Below are 17,202 nucleotides of genomic sequence, written 5' to 3' on the forward strand. Positions count from 1 at the left end.
AATGGTTCCTCGGGGCGGCTTACTTGACGTGCCGTCCGCCGTTTACGGTCAGAGTGGTGCCGGTGACGTAGGAGTTATCCAGCAGATAGCGCAGGCTCTGGTAAATCACCTCGGCGCCGGGTTCGATCCCCAGCGCCGATTTTTCCAGTGTGCGTGCACGGTATGCCGCGTCGTCGTCGGGTTGAAACATCAGCATGGCCGGGGCGATGCCGTTGACCTTGATGTGGGGCGCATAGCGGGCTGCGAAGGACAGGGTCAGGTTTTCCAGGCCTGCCTTGCTGGCGCTGTAAGCGATGTGCTTGCTGCTGCCCCTGCGCGTGACGTCGTCGCTGATGTGAATAATGTCGGCCGGCTCCGAGCGCCGCAACAACTCGGCGCAGTGCAGATTGATGAGGTAGGGCGCCAGCATGTGCACACTGAACATTTGCATGAACACACCCGCTTCGTCCCCTGGCGTCTCGGCCAGCCAGTCGGACGCGTTGTGCACGATAGCCCTCAGGCTGTCGGTCTGCTCCTGGAGTCGGGCGACGAAATCCAGGATGCTCGTCTCCGAAGAAAAATCAGCTTGAAGCACCACAGCGCCCAGCGCCTTTAAATGCTGCACGCCCGGCCGCTCGCTACGGTAAGTGATAATCACAGGCTGGCCTTCCGCCAACAGACGCTCGGCGCAATACAGGCCGACACGCTGGCTGGCACCGGTGATCAATACAGGGGCGGGGAAGCGGGCCATGGTCTTCACGCATTCATCAACGGGGAGGGAGGTCTGGCGAATCGGTGCTGAATGACGAACAGTGGGTGCTCGCAGTGCGGCATCGAAAACGACCGTCGGGCAAAGTTACCCCAACGGTCGATACTTGTACAAGCACGGAAAAATGTACATGTTTTTGATAGGCGCTCCGCTGTGACATTTCATCGCGGGTGGGTGTGAGCGCCCCTGATCAGCGCCCTTCGCCGGAAGCTAGCGCGTGGAGGCGGGCTCGGTCGAGCCGACCGGTGCAGGCGTGTTGCTATGCAGCCATCCCGCCAACAGATGGGTCGACAGCGGGATGAACCAGAACACCATCAATGGCGTGAGGATCAAGGTGCTGATCATGATGCGCGGGAACAGCTCCAGCTGACCGAGCAGCGGCCCCAGCGCGAAGTTGAAGATCAGCGACACCGGAAAGAATGCCAGCCAGATGGCAACGGCCTGCTTCCAGCGCGGCGGGCGCTGACCCACGGCGCCAAACCAGCCGTCGATGCCGCTCACCCGGTGCACGGAATTTTTGGCAAACAGACCACTGCCGCGCACCAGCCAGGAGCGTCGGGAGGCAGAATGCTCCCAGGCGTGCATGGTGGCTTCATCGGCGAAGCGGAAAATAATCTGGAATTCATCATCCCCGGGCGGCGGAGCGAGCACGCCTGACCCTAGATAGCCGGGGAAGTCTGTAGCGAGTTGTTCGCCTTCATGCAGCCAGGCAATCAGTTCCTGATAGCGGCCATGGGCGACGCGACGGGCAACCATCAGCGTGACGGGTGAGGTAGACATTGTGTATCTCCGATAAACAAGTGAGGTTCCCGGGTAGGGAAATCACATGACGCGCCGCCGGGGTGGTGGCGATGCGTCAGCTTCACTGGAAAAAGCAAGCAAGGATTATTCCTGAAACCTGCGATAAAGCCAGAGGTGTTTGTCGGAAGGGGAGAGCTGTCGCGAAGGATCGCCGGATCAGGCAATCCTAGAGGTGCATCGAGGGGTGAATCTTGCGGTGTTCCTGAAGAATGTACTGACGCAGGCGCTCGGTGTCCTTCTTGCTGTTCTGGCTCAATCGATACGCAGCCAGACCATGCTGGGTCAAGCGTTCGAAAGTGCCGCGCAGCGCGATAGGCACATAGCCCTCCGGACTGAACCAGGCAGCGAAAGATTTTGGCGGCTTGGTCTGTTTGCGCATTTCCAGCAGGATGCCTTTGAAGGAAACCTCATGCACCCAAAGCGCGGTGGGCGAGCCCCTTTGCGTTTCCAGAGGCATCGGCTCGGGCAGTATCAGGCGCCATGGGCGAATGCGCGGGCCTTCTTCAAAGATGCTCGGCGCACCCAACTCCAGATGCAGCGCATGAAATTCGTCCTCCACCAGATGCAGTGGGAAGGTCATTTGCTGATTATCGAATTGAGCCTGAATCGTGACTTGCTCATGAGCGGCGAGGCGAGTCAGCAGATCCTGAATCTGCACACCGCCGTTAACCACCAGACTGCTGGATTTGTCGCGCACATTCAGCGTGGGGTTGTGCTGCATGTTCTGGATAAACTCCAGTTCATCAGGCGTGAGGATGTTGTCGCGCTGCATGGTCAAGCTCGATTAACCGGTTATTGAGAAAGCAGACAGATGGTTCGCGTTTAGGTTGCGACCGTTCGTCAGTTGCAAGATGTTACCCCTTCAGGATTTCATTCTCCAGCCGAGCTTGCGCCCGTTCGGCATTTAACTCGATTCCTTCCCGTCGGGCGTATGACCAGTGGGTCTTATGAACTGGAGTGCCAATTTGAAGGTAGTACAGAAGCATAAATAGGACAGGAAATTTCCAGCATCGTTGAAAGTCATTTGGATCAACGGCGCGCTGATCACTAGGCTTGCCGTCTGGCATCGCAAGGCCGGCAGTTCAAGACATGCCGCCGCGCTGAGGCATAATGCCGCACAATTTTTACCGGTCACAGGATTAACCCATGAAAGTCGCGATTATTGCGGGCTCGGTATATGGCTCGGCTGAAGAGGTCGCCCGCCACGCCCAACAGATCATCAAGGATGCAGGGTACGAGGTGCTGTTCAACCCACGCGCCACCCTGGCCGATTTGCAAACCTTTGGGCCGCAGGCTCTGCTGGCAGTGACCTCGACCACGGGGATGGGCGAGCTGCCGGACAACCTTCAGCCGCTCTACCACCAAATCCGCGACGTGCTGCCTGCTGCATGGCGTGGGCTGCCCGGTGGTGTGATCGCCTTGGGCGATGCGAGTTACGGCGACACGTTTTGTGCGGGCGGCGAGTTGATGCGCGAGCTGTTTGGCGAGCTTGGGATCCGCGAGGTGCAGGAAATGCTGCGACTGGATGCCAGCGAAACCGTGACGCCGGAAAGCGACGCCGAGCCCTGGCTGGCAGCGTTCATCGGGCAGTTGAATAGCTGAGTGGCGCGCTGACCACGACCTGTCCCGATCAAGGCATGACCCAGCCATCCCCCAGCATTATTGATCACCATTCAGCGGGCATTGTGTTGATTGTGACCCGGCAGCGAGTCGTTGACACTCGATGACTGTTTCGCCCGCTATTGCCGCTGCTGACGCCTGATTAGTTAAGGACCGCGGTGGCAAAGTCGGCATCATCATTGGGAGAGCAGCATGAGTGAGTCCGTACGTTTTGAAGACAAAGTGGTAATCGTCACCGGTGCGGGCGGCGGATTGGGGCGAGGCCACGCGCTGCTGTTCGCGCAACATGGCGCGCGCGTGATCGTCAACGACCTCGGCGGTTCGGCCCATGGCGAAGGTGCCAATGCTTCAGCGGCGGATCGAGTGGTCGCGGAAATCCGTAAAGCGGGCGGCGAGGCGGTTGCCAATCATGATTCGGTCACCGACGGCGACAAGATCGTCCAGAACGCCCTCGATGCCTTCGGCCGCGTCGACGTCGTGGTTAACAACGCCGGCATCCTGCGCGACAAAAGCTTCGCCAAAATGGAAGACGCCGACTGGGATCTGGTTTACCGCGTGCATGTCGAAGGGGCCTACAAAGTCACCCGCGCGGCCTGGCCCCACCTGCGGGACCAGAATTACGGCCGCATCATTTTCACTTCGTCCACTTCCGGCATTTACGGCAACTTCGGTCAGGCCAACTACGGCATGGCCAAGCTCGGCCTGTACGGGCTGACGCGCACCCTCGCCGTTGAAGGGCGCAAGAACAACATTCTGGTCAACGCCATCGCGCCTACCGGCGGCACACGCATGACCGAAGGCCTGATCCCGGCCAGTGTGTTCGATCTGCTCAAGCCAGAGTTGGTCAGCCCACTGGTGGTGTACCTGGGCAGCGAGCAGTGCCACGACAGCGCCGGCCTGTATGAAGTGGGCGGCGGCTGGATCGGCAAAGTCCGTTGGGAGCGCAGCCTGGGCGCCGGCTTCGACCCACATGCAGGCTTTTCACCGGAAGACGTCGCGGCGCAGTGGCCAACGATCAGTGACTTCAGCGATGCGGTGCATCCGGCTGACAACGTCGAAGCGCTCAAGGAAATGATGGCCAATCTGCAGAAATTTGCCTGATAGTACTTTGATCGATAAGCGGCCAGTTCGAGTGATCGACTGGCCGTTTTTGTAGGAGCGTTATTTGCCGCGACGTAGGAACGGTCTCTGAATGAGGCAATGATTCCGTCTTCACTTTTTCAGCCTAAACCCCGCCCCGAGTCGCCCGACATGCCTGAGGATCAACCGATTTTCAGGAGGTTTTATGATTGGCAATTTGAGCAAAGTGCAGGAGCGGCTGAGGGTATACAGCGCTGTCCCGGACAAGCAATTTAACGTGCGCTCCGGGCTTAATCCTCAAGAGGAGGCGGTAAAGCAGAAGGTGCGTCAGTACTGGGCGGACAAGAGCATTCCTGATGTTAAAAAGCTGGAGGGCTTGAACATCAATCTGGCTGGATTTGATCCTCGTAAGACCAGTAACAGGCAACTAAGGGAGATCGGCGTTTTACTGGCCGAGCAAGGAATTATTGATGGAGACCTTATTGGCACTATGGGCGGCATCAATGTCGAGTTCGATGCGCTGGGAAAAGAAATCAATATTGACAAGGAGGTCAATGCGTATGAATTCTTCACCGAGCAATTCGGTCGACTGCAGGACATTATCAAGGAAGGCAATGGAATGGCGAAAAACGCCGTGGTTGATTTGAACACCGCGGTTTCTGTGCTGATGGCTCTGGAGGAACATGCAAAGCGTCCTCGCGAGCGCTCATTGGTGAATATTCGCGCCTGAGGTATATGAGTGCGGAGCCAGGGGCACAACCGATGTGCCCTCGGCCTTTAGCTGTTACATGGGGACGACGTAACTCCCTGAGTAACGGGTTGGCGCAGGACTTTGTACGTTATCGAGTACCAGTCGGAATGTGCCAGCGCCGAACAAGCCTGATGGGTCGTAGGTTTTACCCGTTACCGGAGACCAACTTCCCCCTTGAAGCTGTTTAGGAATGTCGCTAGAAACGCTGTGGGATCTTTCTGAGCTTTGTTTTTGAGAGGAAGGACGGACCATCGCAAGCATGAAAGGCATCCGGAAAGTGTCCTGAGTCCAAAGCAAAAAAAAGCCGCTGCAATCGCAGCGGCCAAATAAGACGTTGAATCCAGGAGCTTCAAAACACAACGTCGGTGACGACGGTCGAGCGCATCCTCAAGCCATTCAAGGGCCAGTGGGCTGCTCAGAGGGCGCGAAGGTTAAGGGGTTTGTTGAAACCGAAACAGCGTGCTTTGTGACAAGCAGTTTTACAGCCACAGCAACAGTAGGACCTCACAACGGGGCCGCAGGAAACGCTCTTTGTTCCTGCTTCATAGGTCGGCTGGTCTCGCCCATCGCTGTCAATAGTTATGCCATCGGTCTGCGACTCAGCGGTTCAGATGGCGGCTCATTCGGACTGCCCACTCGTTAATTCTCGATGAGTACTGGGCTGTGGACGAGCAGACTCTCACCCGAATCCCCTGCGAAAGCGACTGCCAAAAACGTCGATATCATGCCGCTGGTTCCCGATGGCCCCGATGCCGCCGTCTATCTGTTCAGTCCCTCTGGCGGGGTGGAGGAGTTCGCGACGCTTGATGCGATACCGTCGACGTAATCACTGGTGTAAGCCTCGCCCGGGGCCATTATGCGAGTTATTTCCTACAAACCACGTCGGCCCAACATTGCGAGCCAAGCAATATGTACCGCTCAGAGGGATGAGCAATCGTCTGAAATACAGCTCTCGAACACCTCACGTTTTACCCATTGGCCGGATGCCGGTGGGCGTGACTGTTCTTTATCGGAGCTGTACCCGTGAATGATCTATCTGCTGCAATTCACTCCAATGTCCAAGGTGCTGGTCAGCAGCACGCCACCACTCATCACCTTATCGCCTTTACGACGGCGTGCACTCAATGTGCCTCGGTACTGGACAACCTCCCTTCGCTTCGGGACGTCGCTTTTGATCGCCTCTCAAGCTTCCTGCGCGGGCATGTATCCCTATGGAACCCGAACATTATTTTTCTGAACTCCGCGTCCGAGTCGGGGACGGTGCAAAGATCGTGTTCGCTTACTGATGCCCTGATCCAGGCGATGACGTTGGGGAAAAGCGCTTTCGATCAAGATCTTCAGGCCCTGTATTACCGCCACGACAGCATCGAGGCGCAGCACCTGGTGGCAGAAAAGGATTTCGCCACAATCAAAAGTGTTTTCGGCCAGGTCCTGGCAACGTTTCCCGGGGCTTACCACGCGGCGCTCGCCTGGGCATGGGACAGCCATGAGCAGTTCCACGCTGGCGGGAAAAGGGCAGCGCGCCATGAAATCGTCAGTGGTCATCATCATTCGGCACTCAAGCACGATGTTGAGTTTCAGTTCATTGAGGAGCGACTGAACGGCGATGAGAAAAAACGCCTCCTGGATGTATTAAGCCACACCCCCACTGGCGGGCTTTTCAAAATATCCCTGCGTCTTCCGGGTGGAACGACAGCACCGCTGCTCTCGGTCTTCGCGGTTGCTCAGGATGAAAATGCGGCCGATGCGCGTCATGCCTCGGGTCCGTGTTATCTCGTCATGGCCGCAGGCGGGGTTGAACGGTATGAATCCTTTTCCGAACTCAATAACCAGCTGGCTCGGCGACTGTCCGTGCCTGCGGGTGAGGGGCCGTTGCTGAAAAACCTGTATTTGTCGGATCTTGCAGGATTGCCTGAAAATAACGTTGTCGGCGTTGAGGATCTTGAATACGAGTCCTGTGTCGAGCCGATGCTGCACTGTCATGTACAGGGACTTCGCAACAAGCAGGCAAAAGACTTCGAGTTTCTGGTGCAACAGGCCAGAGCGAACAGTGACGGCTATCACGCCTTTTTGAACAAGGTCAGTGAAGTACAGGTGTGTGCTCATGTCGACGAAGCGATGGGGTATCGATTCAAGAGTCTTTCCGTGCGTGCCCAAGACCTCACTCAGCCGCAATGGCTGAAATACGCAGCCCCCGAAAAGCGCGAGCACTATGCGAAGCTCAAAAGCCAATACAGCGAGCGCAAGGAAGCCGTCGATGCGATGCTTGAGGGACTGGAATCGCTGGAAGTATTTGCGCGTTATGAGCTTGATCGCTATGTGCGCAGGCACCTGGGCTATTCGGTCGATCCGCAGCAAATAACGATCAGCGTACCGGATGAGTTCGACGTCCGGGGCGGCACTTTTTCGGTGAACCACCGCAAGTCGTTGCTCGAGTTCGCGATGCTCGGCCTGCCGGCGGTTTCAGGTAGGGGTCAGGTGACCATCCCTGCTGCGTACTCAAATCCTGCGTTTACGTTCGAGTTTGTAAAGACAATGCTTGATGAGCTGGATGTGCAGCGTCGTTACCGCCAGCAGCTCAGGGCGCGGCTTTCCCAAGAGGAGACCCTGCGAGCTCTGACCCACAGGCGAGATGCCGCATTGGCACTGAGCGCCTGTGCGGCTTCGCTTCAAGGCCATCTGGTGGACGACCTAAGTCAGGACCTCATCCATCTGGTGCGAGCTGACATTATTCAAGACGGTGCGTTGATGACGCTGGGCAGCCTGAAACTGTCCGTCAATGGCGTGCGCTTCAAAGACCTGTTGGTGTTCCGTAAACAGGACGCGGCAGGCGAGGACCATTACGTTCTTTACGCACCTGGTGCGCCGGGCGGCCAGGATATGTTCGGGTTCAACTCATGGCGCCAGTTGTCCTTTGAAGTCGGTAGCTGGCTGGCGAGCGACGCAGGCTGCAACTATGTGCTGGACCAGACCGCCTTGACCGCCGAGTCGGACCACTCCGACTTTTTGGCCAAAGTACGTCGCAAAGGTACGTTGTGGAGTGAGTCCAGTGTCGTGTTCGACGAGCTGGACGGGAACAACTTCGAAGAGCGCCTTTCAGATGCGATTCGTCATAAGGTCGAGAGGGTGCTGACGCAGGATGATGCCGACCTGCTGGGGTTCACCATGGAAACTGCGTATGCGAACCGTGGTGCCCTTGCGTTGCTTGAGCATCGGGTCAGCGAACTCAACAAGGCTTTCGTACACACAACCCAGGCGATGGAGACTTTCGAGCAGTTCGCCAGGCGCGAAGGCAGCAAGCTGCTCAATGATTACTTGATTAGCCAAGGCATCGATGAGCGCGTCGATACCGATACCATCTTTGTGGATCTGGAGAGTGCTGCTTACGTTGCGAGTCCGGACTTCAGTGCGTACACGCGCCTGAGGTCCTTGACCAGTCTGTTCATGGAAGGTTTTTCCGATGAGTACGCGTTCAATCCTGCGGCACCGATGTACTCCTCGGTGGGGCAGGACCTCAGGGCACTGCCGTTGTACTTCGTCCAAAGAGTAGATAAGTCGCTGCGGGATGCGGCGTTGGGTGAGCGTTACATTCAGTGGATCCGGAAAGAATTCCTGGACACCTCCCATGAGCACTATCCATACCGCAGAGCATTGTTCGGCCGGCGGTTGCAGTTTGATATGCGCTCAGCAGCAATGCGGGAATTTTTTAAAGGCAATTTATCCACTGCCCAATATCAATGGTTAATTCACTTAATTGTTTCGCTGGATAAACAGGCGCTCGGCAAAAACGAGGGGCTTCGACAACGTATCAAGCGCAGCAGCGCATCCATGTTTCGCTTCGCTGGCCACATCGTTCAAGGCGTTTATATGCTCCGGGATTTCAGCTCCTCGGATGACGACTTCAATCTGTTATATACACCTGATGCTCCCGATGGCGTCAGTTTCCGGAGGTTGACCGACTACCTGGAACTCATGCGCTCACCAGATATGCGTCGCTATTACTACCTTCGAGTTTCGTATAAAGGTCAGCCCAGTGCAGGGTCTCGTTTCGATGCCATGGACCGCAACATCCCGGAGCAATGGGTCCGCATCGAAAATAGCGAACACCAGAATACCGATCGAGTCACGGACATCCATGATCTTTACGACGAACAAGTCAGCCGCATGATCGCAGATGTCGATGCCCAGATTATAAGCACGACGGAACGCTGGGCCGAAAAGGTATATTCAGTTGTAAGAAAACTCGGCTCCGCGCTGCTGGCGCCGTTTCCCGGCGCAGCGCTTGCATGGACGGTGCTTCATATGGCCATTGATGTACAACGAGGCTTGCTCGCCTATCACGACGGAGATCGTGCGACAGCCTCATGGTTTTTTGGATCCGCTGTCTTTGAATTAATAAGTGTAGGCGGCGGCGTCAAGGATCTTGTTACCCATGATCAGGGACTGGGTGCGAAAGTTGGTCAGTGGGCGTTAAAAAAACTGGCAGCCCAGACCGCTTAATGGACTGCGCGCCCGCTGGGTAGAGACTGCAAACGTTGAGTGAGCCGCACCCGTTGGACCGGGTCCTCACTCAACATCAACGCATGCTCCAGGTCGAAACGCTCGGCCTGCGGGCACTCCAGATGCTGGTACAGGGTGGCACGAGCGAGGTAATCGCTGGTGTTGGCCTGGCCCAGCTCCATCACACGAGTCGCGTCCTTGAGTGCGGCGAGCAAGTCGTCGTTTAGCTGATGCAGGTACCGCAGGTTTCGCGACAGCCGCTGCAGCATTGCCGCTGGCGTTGCGGTTTTCATGTGCTCGGCCTTGAGCTGCATGTCTGCGCCGAACTGGCGCAGTAACAATTCCCGGCAGTCTTTAGGATAAAGCCTGCGCCCGCCGCAAGGGTCCAGCGTATGGTCGGCACCGGGCACACGCAACAGAAAGTGGCCGGGGAAGTTAACGCCCTCGAGCGGGATTTCCAGCCGTTTGGCTATTTCCAGCGCAATCAGTGCCAGCCCCAGCGGTTGACCGCGACGACGTTCAAGCACTTTGTGAATCAGGGCAGCCTGGGGTTTGGGCTGGGCAGCATCGTCCTGCTGAAATCCCAGCGTCGCCAGTTGCCGCAGCAATGGCTGGGCAAGCTCCGCAGCCGGCAATAAAGGAAGGGCTGCGCTGACACTGCGTTCCAGCGAGGTGAGCTGGTCGCGGATAACCTGGAAATCAACCTGGCCGTCGTGCTCCGTGGCGATCCACGCAGCGGCTTCGAACGTGGACGGCGGATTGCGTCCAAGACAGGCAATGCATTGCTGGCGCGGATTCATCGACTTCTCCGGCAGGATAAGACGGCTAAGAAGAGTTAACGGATGGCTCTGTTTTATCCCTGGCTGCCGCCTTCGTCCAGCATTGATTCATCGGGCACGTTGAATGGCAGTCCGTCGTCCGGATCCCCACGGGTCGGCCTTCTTTTTTTCAACCAGCGCCTATACTCGCCAGTACGAAAAAGGGGAGCAGTGCCCATGTTCGCTCTCATGCAAAGCTCACGCGTGCAATCACTGCACATGATGGTTGAACCCCTCACCGGCCTGAAGGCGGTGATTGCGATCCACAGCAGCCGCAAAGGCCCGGCGATGGGGGGCTGTCGCTACCTCTCCTATCCTAACGAAGAGAGCGCCATCGAGGATGCCATTCAGCTGGCAAGGAACATGAGTTACAAAGCCGTGCTTGCCGGGTTGTCATTGGGCGGGGGAACGGCGGTGATCATGCGTCCGGCCCATGTGCCTGATCGAGCTACCTTATTCGAGGCGTTCGGGCGATTCGTGCAGACCCTCGACGGCCGTTACGTCACGGCCATGGACAGCGGCACTTCCAGGGAGGACATGGACTGCATTGCCCAATTCACCCCGCACGTCACCAGCACCACGGCGGTCGGCGATCCGTCTGCGCACATCGCGCTAGGCTTGTACGCCGGGATTCGGACCACGGCCATGGCAAGACTGGGCAGCGACAATCTGGAAGGTTTGCGCGTGGCGATTCAGGGATTGGGGCATGTGGGTTACGCGCTCGCCGAGCAACTGCATGCCGCGGGCGCCGAGTTGCTGGTGGCTGATCTGGACAGCGGAAAGGTGCAGCTCGCCATGGAGCAATTGGGCGCCAAGCCGATTGCCAGCGAAGCACTGCTCAGTACGCCTTGCGACATTCTTGCGCCGTGCGGGTTGGGCGGCGTGCTCAACAGCCACAGTGTGACCAAGTTGCGTTGCGCTGCAGTGGCGGGCGGGGCCAATAATCAGCTGAGCTGCGCCGCCATTGCCGACCAACTGGAAGCGCGCGGCATTCTGTATGCCCCGGATTACGTGATCAATTCCGGCGGTTTGATCTATGTCGCGCTGCATCATCAGGGGCAAAGCCCGGGGACCATCACTGCGCATCTGTCTCAGATCGGCACGCGGCTGACCGAAGTGTTTGCCCATGCGCAAGCTGAAAAGCGCTCGCCCGCGCGGGTCGCAGATGAGCTGGCAGAACGGCTGCTGGACATGGACTGAATCGCTTTCGTGTCAAACCTGCATTCAACTTTCTGAAGCTGAAGTCGCCGGCCTGATTACTCTGCCGGCTCCGCCGCGGGTGCCAGCTCGTTGAGGGCCAGGGCATTGCTCTTGAACGCGGCAGCGAAGACGGCGCGGTTCTTTGCCATGAAAATACTGGCGTCTTCGGCGTGTTTTTCGGAGAGGCCGGCGACGTTCTTCATCAGCACATCGGTGAGCAGTTCGGCCAGTTCCAGCATCTGATCATGGGCATCGGCGAGTTTGCGGTCCACGAACGTAGTCTCCAAATCACGGGTACTGCGGTAAAGGGTTTCAACAGCCATTGTTGGCCTCGTCGTCATTTCCAGAGTTGTAAGGGATCAGCCCGGGCGCTCAACGCTTCGGCCGACGGATGATGCAAAGACAGCGTACTCCGTCTTTTTACTGTTTATTTATACAGTGCGCAGCATAGGTGAATCGCCGCAGCTTGGGTAGGGGGTGCGCGCTCACTTTTTTTCGCCATGCGCGACCTTGCGACATCTGGTCACGTTCTCAACCTTAGCCGATGGCCCTATTAATGCTTGCCCTCGGACATCCCGCGCACGAGCAAACCGTCATGCGCGCGCAGCATTATCCGGTCCGGGTCACTCAAGGAAGTACATCGTGAACATCAATGCGGCCTTAGCCCTGCGTCGACAGATCCACCGCTGCGCTGAATCGCAGCGCTCGTTATGAACAGTTTTGGTTGGGTCAGGGGAGGTGAGGGATGGGTGGTGTGAAATGGGCAGATCGGATGCGGGCCAAGCTGCATGGCGGCGCCAACAGCCTGGGCAATTTGGCCGTTGAAGCGTTTCACTATCTGGCGCTGTTCGGCATTGGCGCGGTGACCGCTTACGCCGCGATTAAAGCCTTCATCGGCATGCTCGGGCAGGAATACATCGCCGTGGATGATATTTTGCTGTTGTTCATCTATCTCGAATTGGGCGCGATGGTCGGAATTTATTTCAAGACCAACCACATGCCCCTGCGCTTCTTGCTGTACATCGGGGTGACCGCTTTGATCCGTTTGCTGATCAGTGACGTGTCACATCACAAAGCGCCGGATCTGGGGATTATCTACGTCTGTGGCGGCGTGCTGTTGCTGGCATTCTCGATTCTGGTCGTCAGGTATTCCTCGTCGAGGTATCCGTCGGTGCAGGAAAAAGTGGAGTAGGGATGGGTGAGTCCTTGTCGTTTAGGGCTCATTCCACACTTGTCCGACTAATTCTTGGCGTTTGGCGTGCATGCGGTTAGCAGCCAGCGCCGAGAAGTCGCGGTACGTTTCCGCAGCATTCGTAACGGTCCACGATTGCCCGGATATAGCTCTATTACATTCTTGCCTTTTTAGCAATTTCTTCTACCATTTTGAGCATGTCACGGCCTTCGATAAGTTCTATATAAAAATTGCTATACCCTCCAGAGAGATCACGATATTTTCGGAGGTTTGATTCATCCATAATTCGATGACCTGGTATGTCTCGTGCTTCGACTTGGCTAGTGATCTCACCTCGTTCGGCGGCCGATATTAAATGCTCCATGTGTTGGTACAAAGCGAGTGCTGCCGGTTCTTTTGCTTTATGCAGTTCCAGTTGGTTTCGCAACTCGATAGCGGCTTTCTTAACGCTTGAATATCCATACTCGCTCCCGATTACCCATTTCGCCAATGCTTTGCTGCAGGCTACTTTAGCTGATCAGGCACAACCTAATGCTCCCTCCCTCCTGTTCTCGTGGTATCGCCCAAATGCTGCGTTTGATGCGGTCTTGTGTACGAAAAATCCAGCGCGTCCTGATGAGCACCGCTTGCGATTAACAAACAGTTCTGCGGTAACCTATCCACTAGCAGACCCATAAAAAATGCCCCGTCTCAGCGGGGCATTTTTGCGTGCAGCGGTCCGTCAGTTCACCCACACCCCAACATGGTAATGCCAGCCATCGCCTCGGCTTTCCCAGTACGGATGTTGATAGCGATAGCCCGGCCGTACCGCTTCCCAGTGGCCGTGCTCGGCGACGTAGCGGTTGCCGTTCCAGCGCCAGTAGCCGCGGGACCAGATGTAGCCCGGGCGCGGGGCCGGTTCTTCTTCGATGACGCGCACGGGCGGCGCTTGCGGGGCGACAACTTCGACGTATTCGGCGCGGGGTGCGGGTCGGTCGACGACTCGCCGCTCGTGTACCACTCTTTCTTCCACGCACCCGGTCGCCAGGGCCAGCGCGCCAATCAGCGCTATGTATCGTAGAGACATATCGTCACCTCAGACTTGTCCAGACTCTGCTGCTCGCCGTTCAGTTGTGTAACGGGGCAGCCGGCTTGCTACAGGTTTGTTGTAACAGGTGCATTCTGTCTGAGGGCTGAATCGGCGGGACTTAGAGGGGAGTCGGCGATCATTGGCGGATGGCAGGGCGCATCAACAATGATGCCCCGAAGGGGCTGCGCTGGAGAGGCGTTAGACGACGCCTCACACCATGCGCACCCAGTGATCAGATGCCAGCAGTTAGCTGCGGACGGCCAAGGAACCTGGTTCGGGTGGGCGGCGGCGAGAGTTGCTTGAGGTCGCCGTCGGTCATGGCTGCCAGGATTTTGATGGCGCTGTGGCCCTGTTCGATGGCGATGCCGAACTGGATGCTCTCGATCAAACGACGCAGACGCTTGGGCGAGTTGCGTTGCTCCGCGCTGAGCAGGCGTTTGGCGACCACACCTGACTCATTCGACAACGTCAGCATGATGGTCCCGTCGAGACCCTGGATACTCAGGTTGACCCGGTAGTCGGGGTGGAAGGCGTCGGTGATCAATTGAAAAGGGTTATCCATGGCCTGTTACCTGTTAACGATCTGCATAAGTTGACTGGGGGTGAATCCCTTTAGTTCTCGAAGCCGATCAACGGTTAATGATTCCTGCCCTGGCCGCTCTCGCTGAAGTCGCGGTGATATCCATCAGTGGTCCGTTGAAACGTCGTCTCATTGAGCGAGTCACTGCGCGCGGAGCTATTAAGCATGCGGCGTGCAGGTGAGGTGTAAGCTCGACGATACAAAGCTTGCAGGGTTTGGGCCACAAGGGACGAAAGGTTTAAATGCGCCTAACGGGTGGACCGCGGGCAGCTGAATCGAGAAGCAGGTCATGGTTTATGCGTCCATTTTGTACTGGCTAACTGCTTGGATAATTCCCACTCGGCACCATTTGCGCGCCTCATGCGTTCTTTGTGTGCGTGGGTTTGGAAGCGAACTTGTCTCAGGTTTATCCCAGCGCTCCATGCGCTCGGCAATTAAAAAACGCGCAAAAAAAAGGGGCGGACCCGTTTCCAGGCCCGCCCCTCCATCAGCAGTTCAGTGTTTCAAGGCTGCTGCATCAGCCGTGCAATGCTTCATCCTTCTCAAGAAATTCTTCTTCCAGCAACGCGTCAGCACTGACCGGCTCGTCATCCAGATCGCTTTCAATCACCGGCGCCGCGCCGCGTTTGTTGCCGCGCAGTTTTCCGAAAAGATGTTCCAGGGCGTGGTCCAGTTTGACCGCTGCGCCATCCACGGCCTGATCAATCGAATCGGCCTTGTGGGTAACGGAAATGGGTTGGTGTCCTTTTGGCCGGGCTTCCATCTGGCAACGGATGTCATGGGGGCCGGGCTTGTCGCCGTTTTCGTCGTTGATGTGGACCTCAACGCGGGTCAGATCCTCTTCGTATCGTTCGAGCGTAGTTTCAACCGTGGTTCGTACCCACTCCTCCAGACGGACGCTGTTTTCGATGTGGTTATCGCTGTTGACCTGGATTTGCATAGTTCTTCCCTTACTTTGGCTTGCTCGGGAGAGTCTGGACGAGGTGTTTTTCGTCTGCCCTCATTCACAGTGTTGGCGCCGATCCACGAACAATTCAACCCCTTGAAACCGAGAATATATTTCGCGGACGCGGGAACTCGACCGGCAAGTCCATTTTTACTGGGCTGCGCCTTTTCAGGGTCTGGCTTCAGGCGCTGCAGATTTGTTGCGAGATTCGTCGGACATCTTTTGCGCATGAGAATATTTATCATTAATATCGCGCCTCGCATCCTCTCACCCAGTGCCTGACCATGATCGATCAGCCTCCGTCCTTGAACTCAGCGTGTCAGGACCTCGACCACGAGGCCCCGAAAGCTGCACGCGCGCGGTTTCTGGAGGTGTTTCTGTCACAGCGCCCGCAAATGGAGGCGCTGGTCAGCCGAAGGGTGGGTTGCCGGGCGACGGCGGCGGACCTGGTGCAGGACCTGTTTCTCAGGTTCTGGCGGCGTCCGCTGGTGCAGGTCGAGGAACTCAACACCTACCTGATGCGCTGCGCTGGCAATATCGCCATTGATCATCTGCGCAATGAAAGGACTCGCGCCCGGCTCAGCGACGAGTTGCTGCCTGACGCGCATCGGCCCGAGACTGACGAACCCCAGGCGGCGCTGGAGGCGAGCAATGATCTGCGCCACATCGAAGCGGCGTTGCGCGGATTGCCGGAGAAAACCCGGCAGATCTTCCTGCTCAACCGCATCCACGGGCGCAAGTACGCCGAGATCGCCAAGGCCATGGGCCTTTCGCAGAGTGCCGTGGAGAAACACATGATGCGCGCCTTGCAGGCCTGCAAGGCGAGCGTTAATGAGGACGCCGCGCGGGTTGTGCCCCTTGGTGGGAAATCCGGGGGCTTACGTCGATGAACGCCGTTTCTGATCAAAGTGCCGATCCCCACACCATGGCGCTGAGCTGGCTCAGTGTGTTGCACAACCAACCGACGGTCGCCGATCAGGCGTGTTTTAGCCGCTGGCTGCACGCCGACCCCGCCCATGCCGAGGCGTACGCTCAGGCCCAGGTGCTGTGGGAACTCAGTGAAGAGCCTGCCGCCACACTGGCCGACGAGGACGCCGCCGCGCTCGACGCCTTGCTGCGGAAGATGGACGCGCCCACTCCGCGTAGCCTGCCGCGCTGGGGGGCGGCGCTGGCGATGGCGGCGTGTCTGGTGCTGATGGTGAGCGTCGGGATGGGCTGGAATCCGCAGCGCTGGGCAGAGGATCTGAGCGCCGATTATGTGTCCGCACCGGGGCAGGTCCGGACCGTGGCGCTGGCCGACGGCTCGCAGGTGACGATGGACGCCGACAGCGCGATCGCCGTGCATTTCTATGCGCGTGAGCGGCACGTCGAATTGCGCCGTGGCGCCGCATTCTTTCAAGTCACCCACACCGGCGAGCCGTTTGTGGTCGATGGCGGACGCGGGGAAATCCGGGTGCTGGGCACGCAGTTCGAAGTACGGTTGCAGCCCGTCGGGGCGCAAGTCACCGTGCTGTCGGGGCGCGTTGGCGTAAAGGCGGCCTCCGATGCGCCGCAGCAGATTTTGACGGCCGGTCAGCGGGTCACTTATGACCGCGAACGCACCGGCGATCCGCAGCCTGTCGATAGCGAAAGCCAGTTGGCCTGGCGTCAGGGCTGGCTCAATTACGCCCGCACGCCGCTCGCCGATGTCATCAGCGACCTGAACCGCTATTACCCGGGGCGAATCATGTTGCTCAACGATCAGCTGGCCGCGAAGACCGTCAGCGGCAGCTTTCCCAGCCGCGATCCGCAGGCCGTGCTGGCGGCGTTGAAATCCGTCGTTGGTTTTGAACAGTACGAAGCGCTCGGGCGGGTGATTGTGATCCGTTGATCACAGGCGAGCGGTCGAGGCGTATCG

17 protein-coding genes are annotated in these 17,202 nt (G+C 57.7%); 8 read left to right on the top strand and 9 right to left on the bottom strand.

Annotated features, from left to right (window positions below):
* Positions 1-19: 19 nt before the first annotated feature.
* From folM to ACYASU_RS15720, 3 genes are all read right to left on the bottom strand, one after another.
* Complete coding sequence (folM, locus tag ACYASU_RS15710; RefSeq protein WP_463583333.1) at positions 20-730, bottom strand: dihydromonapterin reductase; 711 nt, start codon at positions 728-730, stop codon at positions 20-22.
* Positions 731-958: 228 nt separating this feature from the next.
* Positions 959-1,528 (bottom strand): antibiotic biosynthesis monooxygenase, encoded by a 570-nt coding sequence (locus tag ACYASU_RS15715; protein ID WP_192171863.1) that lies wholly within the window; start codon positions 1,526-1,528, stop codon positions 959-961.
* Between the two features lie 187 nt (positions 1,529-1,715).
* Positions 1,716-2,321 (bottom strand): hypothetical protein, encoded by a 606-nt coding sequence (locus tag ACYASU_RS15720; protein ID WP_192171862.1) that lies wholly within the window; start codon positions 2,319-2,321, stop codon positions 1,716-1,718.
* Positions 2,322-2,695: 374 nt separating this feature from the next.
* On the opposite strand from ACYASU_RS15720, the gene ACYASU_RS15725 reads away from it, so the two are divergent.
* The 4 genes from ACYASU_RS15725 (at position 2,696) to ACYASU_RS15740 (ending at position 9,500) form a co-directional block, all read left to right on the top strand.
* Positions 2,696-3,151, top strand: coding sequence for a flavodoxin (locus tag ACYASU_RS15725; protein ID WP_192171861.1), 456 nt, complete (start codon positions 2,696-2,698; stop codon positions 3,149-3,151).
* A gap of 210 nt (positions 3,152-3,361) precedes the next feature.
* Positions 3,362-4,270, top strand: coding sequence for an SDR family oxidoreductase (locus ACYASU_RS15730; RefSeq protein ID WP_463583334.1), 909 nt, complete (start codon positions 3,362-3,364; stop codon positions 4,268-4,270).
* 184 nt (positions 4,271-4,454) lie between these two features.
* Positions 4,455-4,979: a hypothetical protein gene (locus tag ACYASU_RS15735; RefSeq protein WP_463583335.1), complete on the top strand. Its 525-nt coding sequence runs from the start codon at positions 4,455-4,457 to the stop codon at positions 4,977-4,979.
* Positions 4,980-6,023: 1,044 nt separating this feature from the next.
* Positions 6,024-9,500, top strand: a complete 3,477-nt coding sequence (locus ACYASU_RS15740; RefSeq protein WP_463583336.1) for a dermonecrotic toxin domain-containing protein — start codon at positions 6,024-6,026, stop codon at positions 9,498-9,500.
* Here the strand turns inward: ACYASU_RS15740 and ACYASU_RS15745 are convergent.
* Entirely contained in the window at positions 9,497-10,300 is an 804-nt protein-coding gene (locus tag ACYASU_RS15745; RefSeq protein WP_463583337.1) for a SirB1 family protein, read from the bottom strand. The genes ACYASU_RS15740 and ACYASU_RS15745 overlap by 4 nt on opposite strands.
* Positions 10,301-10,495: 195 nt before the next feature.
* On the opposite strand from ACYASU_RS15745, the gene ACYASU_RS15750 reads away from it, so the two are divergent.
* On the top strand, positions 10,496-11,518 hold the full coding sequence (locus ACYASU_RS15750; protein ID WP_463583338.1) for a Glu/Leu/Phe/Val dehydrogenase family protein: 1,023 nt from the start codon (positions 10,496-10,498) through the stop codon (positions 11,516-11,518).
* A gap of 56 nt (positions 11,519-11,574) precedes the next feature.
* Here ACYASU_RS15750 and ACYASU_RS15755 read toward each other — a convergent pair whose 3' ends face one another.
* On the bottom strand, positions 11,575-11,841 hold the full coding sequence (locus tag ACYASU_RS15755; RefSeq protein WP_346630864.1) for a YebG family protein: 267 nt from the start codon (positions 11,839-11,841) through the stop codon (positions 11,575-11,577).
* 422 nt (positions 11,842-12,263) lie between these two features.
* On the opposite strand from ACYASU_RS15755, the gene ACYASU_RS15760 reads away from it, so the two are divergent.
* Complete coding sequence (locus tag ACYASU_RS15760) at positions 12,264-12,710, top strand: phosphate-starvation-inducible protein PsiE (RefSeq protein WP_172609665.1); 447 nt, start codon at positions 12,264-12,266, stop codon at positions 12,708-12,710.
* Positions 12,711-12,864: 154 nt separating this feature from the next.
* Here ACYASU_RS15760 and ACYASU_RS15765 read toward each other — a convergent pair whose 3' ends face one another.
* The 4 genes from ACYASU_RS15765 to ACYASU_RS15780 all read right to left on the bottom strand — a co-directional run bounded on the left by ACYASU_RS15765 (position 12,865) and on the right by ACYASU_RS15780 (position 15,299).
* The gene (locus ACYASU_RS15765) at positions 12,865-13,200 is read right to left on the bottom strand and encodes a hypothetical protein (protein ID WP_463583339.1); all 336 of its coding nucleotides are present in this window, start codon (positions 13,198-13,200) and stop codon (positions 12,865-12,867) included.
* Between the two features lie 231 nt (positions 13,201-13,431).
* Complete coding sequence (locus ACYASU_RS15770) at positions 13,432-13,776, bottom strand: YXWGXW repeat-containing protein (protein WP_122535300.1); 345 nt, start codon at positions 13,774-13,776, stop codon at positions 13,432-13,434.
* A 235-nt stretch (positions 13,777-14,011) separates the two neighbouring features.
* Complete coding sequence (locus ACYASU_RS15775) at positions 14,012-14,341, bottom strand: DUF3509 domain-containing protein (RefSeq protein WP_463583340.1); 330 nt, start codon at positions 14,339-14,341, stop codon at positions 14,012-14,014.
* Between the two features lie 535 nt (positions 14,342-14,876).
* The gene (locus ACYASU_RS15780) at positions 14,877-15,299 is read right to left on the bottom strand and encodes an HPF/RaiA family ribosome-associated protein (protein WP_065991892.1); all 423 of its coding nucleotides are present in this window, start codon (positions 15,297-15,299) and stop codon (positions 14,877-14,879) included.
* A gap of 290 nt (positions 15,300-15,589) precedes the next feature.
* Between ACYASU_RS15780 and ACYASU_RS15785 the strand changes: the two genes are divergently transcribed.
* Positions 15,590-16,195, top strand: coding sequence for an RNA polymerase sigma factor (locus ACYASU_RS15785; protein WP_463583341.1), 606 nt, complete (start codon positions 15,590-15,592; stop codon positions 16,193-16,195).
* Positions 16,192-17,175: a FecR family protein gene (locus ACYASU_RS15790; RefSeq protein WP_463583342.1), complete on the top strand. Its 984-nt coding sequence runs from the start codon at positions 16,192-16,194 to the stop codon at positions 17,173-17,175. The genes ACYASU_RS15785 and ACYASU_RS15790 overlap by 4 nt, the downstream gene beginning before the upstream one ends.
* Positions 17,176-17,202 lie beyond the last annotated feature (27 nt).

This window comes from Pseudomonas sp. HP_12 (assembly GCF_055283955.1).

Bases quoted from the DNA above. Each gene is read 5' to 3' on its own strand.
- ACYASU_RS15745 (WP_463583337.1), bottom strand. From the start codon at position 10,300: ATGAATCCGCGCCAGCAATGCATTGCCTGTCTTGGACGCAATCCGCCG.
- ACYASU_RS15750 (WP_463583338.1), top strand. From the start codon at position 10,496: ATGTTCGCTCTCATGCAAAGCTCACGCGTGCAATCACTGCACATGATG.
- ACYASU_RS15770 (WP_122535300.1), bottom strand. From the start codon at position 13,776: ATGTCTCTACGATACATAGCGCTGATTGGCGCGCTGGCCCTGGCGACC.
- ACYASU_RS15755 (WP_346630864.1), bottom strand. From the start codon at position 11,841: ATGGCTGTTGAAACCCTTTACCGCAGTACCCGTGATTTGGAGACTACG.
- ACYASU_RS15735 (WP_463583335.1), top strand. From the start codon at position 4,455: ATGATTGGCAATTTGAGCAAAGTGCAGGAGCGGCTGAGGGTATACAGC.
- ACYASU_RS15760 (WP_172609665.1), top strand. From the start codon at position 12,264: ATGGGTGGTGTGAAATGGGCAGATCGGATGCGGGCCAAGCTGCATGGC.
- ACYASU_RS15715 (WP_192171863.1), bottom strand. From the start codon at position 1,528: ATGTCTACCTCACCCGTCACGCTGATGGTTGCCCGTCGCGTCGCCCAT.
- ACYASU_RS15730 (WP_463583334.1), top strand. From the start codon at position 3,362: ATGAGTGAGTCCGTACGTTTTGAAGACAAAGTGGTAATCGTCACCGGT.
- ACYASU_RS15790 (WP_463583342.1), top strand. From the start codon at position 16,192: ATGAACGCCGTTTCTGATCAAAGTGCCGATCCCCACACCATGGCGCTG.
- ACYASU_RS15720 (WP_192171862.1), bottom strand. From the start codon at position 2,321: ATGCAGCGCGACAACATCCTCACGCCTGATGAACTGGAGTTTATCCAG.
- ACYASU_RS15725 (WP_192171861.1), top strand. From the start codon at position 2,696: ATGAAAGTCGCGATTATTGCGGGCTCGGTATATGGCTCGGCTGAAGAG.
- ACYASU_RS15775 (WP_463583340.1), bottom strand. From the start codon at position 14,341: ATGGATAACCCTTTTCAATTGATCACCGACGCCTTCCACCCCGACTAC.
- folM (WP_463583333.1), bottom strand. From the start codon at position 730: ATGGCCCGCTTCCCCGCCCCTGTATTGATCACCGGTGCCAGCCAGCGT.
- ACYASU_RS15785 (WP_463583341.1), top strand. From the start codon at position 15,590: ATGATCGATCAGCCTCCGTCCTTGAACTCAGCGTGTCAGGACCTCGAC.
- ACYASU_RS15780 (WP_065991892.1), bottom strand. From the start codon at position 15,299: ATGCAAATCCAGGTCAACAGCGATAACCACATCGAAAACAGCGTCCGT.